The organism is Bradyrhizobium sp. STM 3809, from assembly GCF_000239795.1.
Taxonomy (GTDB): Bacteria; Pseudomonadota; Alphaproteobacteria; order Rhizobiales; family Xanthobacteraceae; genus Bradyrhizobium.
In genome coordinates this window covers 1-2,471 of record NZ_CAFJ01000547.1, presented here as the reverse complement: position 1 = coordinate 2,471, position 2,471 = coordinate 1, and the positions used below count along the sequence as shown (strand labels likewise).

The following is a 2,471-nucleotide window of genomic DNA, read 5'->3' as shown; positions in this document are numbered from 1 at the left end:
ATCTCCCGCCACCCGGCGCTGATGCACATCAGCAACATCGGCGCTCGCGAGAGCTTCCGGCACCATTCTTTCAGCGCCAAGGCCGCGTTTGCGTCAATTTCTGCCTTAGGGATCGACGACGGCGATCAGTTCCCGATCTCCGGCCCCGCTGCAAGGATTGGCGCTCCGACCGACCCGACCGACGTCACGGCGCAAGCCTGACATCCCACGCCCTCACGTCTCACAACGTTTCTGGATCACGATCATGGCGCCCCAGCCCGACGACAAGACCACGGCCAAGTCCACGGCACAGTCCGAAGACAGCCAGCTCATCCGCGAGTTGGCCTCGCTCCTGGATGAGACCAGCCTGACCGAGATCGAGCTCGAGCGGGCCGGCCTGCGCATTCGCGTCGCCCGCAACGTCACCGTCGCTGCCGCCGTGCCGTCGGCGATCCCGGCCGCCGCCGCGGCCGTTCCCGTGGTTGCCGCAGCCGCCGCCGCTGCCGCCGGCGCTGACCTCTCCAAGCATCCGGGCGTCGTGCCCTCGCCGATGGTCGGCACCGCCTATTGGGCGCCTGAGCCCGGCGCCAAGCCGTTCGTCGAGGTCGGATCCAAGGTCTCGGTCGGCCAGACCCTGATGATCATCGAGGCCATGAAGACGATGAACCAGATCCCGTCGCCGCGCGCCGGCACGGTGACTCAGGTCCTGGTCGAGGACGGCCAGCCGGTCGAATTCGGCGAGCCGCTGGTGATCATCGAGTAGGGGCGAGTGGCGAATGGCGAGCAGCGAATGGTCGCTGCTTCCCTCCTCGCCATTCGCTATTCGCCATTCGCTTCGTAGGACGCCATGTTCGACAAGATCCTGATCGCCAACCGCGGCGAAATCGCCCTCCGCATCCTCCGAGCCTGCAAGGAGCTCGGCATCTCCACGGTCGCGGTGCATTCGACCGCGGACGCCGATGCCATGCATGTGCGCCTTGCCGATGAGAGTGTCTGCATCGGTCCGCCGCCGTCGAAGGACAGCTATCTCAATATCCCCGCGCTGCTCGCGGCCTGCGAGATCACCGGCGCCGACGCGGTGCATCCGGGCTACGGCTTCCTGTCCGAGAACGCGCGCTTCGCCGAGATCCTCGCCGATCACAACCTGCATTTCATCGGGCCGAAGGCCGAGCACATCCGCCTGATGGGCGACAAGATCGAGGCCAAGAAGACCGCCAAGCGTCTGGGCATCCCGGTCGTGCCGGGCTCCGACGGCGCGGTCACGCCCGACCAGGACGCGATGGCGATCGCCAGGGCGATCGGCTTCCCGGTGCTGGTGAAGGCGGCCGCTGGCGGTGGTGGACGCGGCATGAAGGTCGCGCACACCGAGGCGGACCTGCAGCTGGCGCTGACCACCGCGGCCAACGAGGCCAAGTCCGCGTTCGGCGACGCCTCGGTCTATCTCGAGAAATATCTGCAGAAGCCCCGCCATATCGAGATCCAGGTGCTCGGCGACGGCCGCGGCGGCGCGATCCATCTCGGCGAGCGCGACTGCTCGCTGCAGCGCCGTCACCAGAAGGTCTGGGAGGAAGGCCCCTCCCCGGTCCTCGACGCGGCCGCGCGCGCCAAGATCGGCAACACCGTCGCCAAGGCGATGCAGGAGCTGAAATATATCGGCGTCGGCACCATCGAATTCCTCTACGAGGACGGCGAGTTCTACTTCATCGAGATGAACACCCGCATCCAGGTCGAGCATCCCGTCACCGAGATGATCACCGGGATCGACCTCGTGCTGGAGCAGATCCGCATCGCCGCCGGCGGCGACCTGCCGATGGCCCAGGATGCCGTGACCATCAACGGCCACTCGATCGAATGCCGCGTGAACGCCGAGAACCCGGTCAGCTTCCGGCCGTCGCCCGGCAAGATCCTGCAATACCATCCGCCCGGGGGCCTCGGCGTCCGCATCGATTCCGCCGTCTACCAGGGCTATGTGATCCCGCCCTATTACGACTCGCTGGTCGGCAAGCTGATCGTGCACGGCAAGAGCCGGGTCGAGTGCCTGATGCGGCTGCGCCGGGCGCTGGACGAGATGGTGGTCGACGGCATCGAGACCACGCTGCCGCTGTTCCGCGCCTTGGTGCGCGAGCCCGCGATCATCGACGGCGACTACCACATCCACTGGCTCGAGCAGTATCTGGCCGGCCAGAAGGCGGACTGACGAGGGTCCGTTCATAAAACCCTCATCTGAGGCGGAACCTTCCGCGCCCGGCCGCGTTTTGCTCGGTCGGATGAGTTCCGCCAGGGGGCAGTGATTTCCAAGACGTTGCGAGCGTACGGTGGCGCCTGAGGTGAGACGAAGGCGCACACTGGGACAGGTCCTGCTGTTGGCAGCGGGATTCCTGGTGCTGGTCGCCGTCAGTACGGCGTCGGTTCTCCTGGTCAACAAGGCGCGCAGCGACAGCGCCTGGGTGGTGCACACCGTCGAGGCCGAGAACCAGATCAACGCGCTGCTG

The 2,471-nt window shown here is 66.6% G+C and carries 3 protein-coding genes and 1 pseudogene; all 4 read left to right on the top strand.

Annotated features, from left to right (window positions below; genetic code table 11):
• Window positions 1-201, top strand: a 201-nt coding sequence (locus BRAS3809_RS25020; RefSeq protein ID WP_035658354.1) for a type II 3-dehydroquinate dehydratase, incomplete at its 5' end; no start/stop codon positions are given.
• 43 nt (window positions 202-244) lie between these two features.
• Window positions 245-742, top strand: a complete 498-nt coding sequence (gene accB / locus BRAS3809_RS25015) for an acetyl-CoA carboxylase biotin carboxyl carrier protein (protein ID WP_008964817.1) — start codon at window positions 245-247, stop codon at window positions 740-742.
• An 84-nt stretch (window positions 743-826) separates the two neighbouring features.
• The gene (gene accC / locus BRAS3809_RS25010; RefSeq protein WP_008964816.1) at window positions 827-2,176 is read left to right on the top strand and encodes an acetyl-CoA carboxylase biotin carboxylase subunit; all 1,350 of its coding nucleotides are present in this window, start codon (window positions 827-829) and stop codon (window positions 2,174-2,176) included.
• A 118-nt stretch (window positions 2,177-2,294) separates the two neighbouring features.
• Window positions 2,295-2,471 (top strand): annotated as a pseudogene (locus BRAS3809_RS37460) (sensor histidine kinase); the annotation flags it as partial.

Excerpts from the sequence above, each read along its gene's own strand:
- accC (WP_008964816.1), top strand. The coding sequence starts at position 827 with ATGTTCGACAAGATCCTGATCGCCAACCGCGGCGAAATCGCCCTCCGC.
- accB (WP_008964817.1), top strand. The coding sequence starts at position 245 with ATGGCGCCCCAGCCCGACGACAAGACCACGGCCAAGTCCACGGCACAG.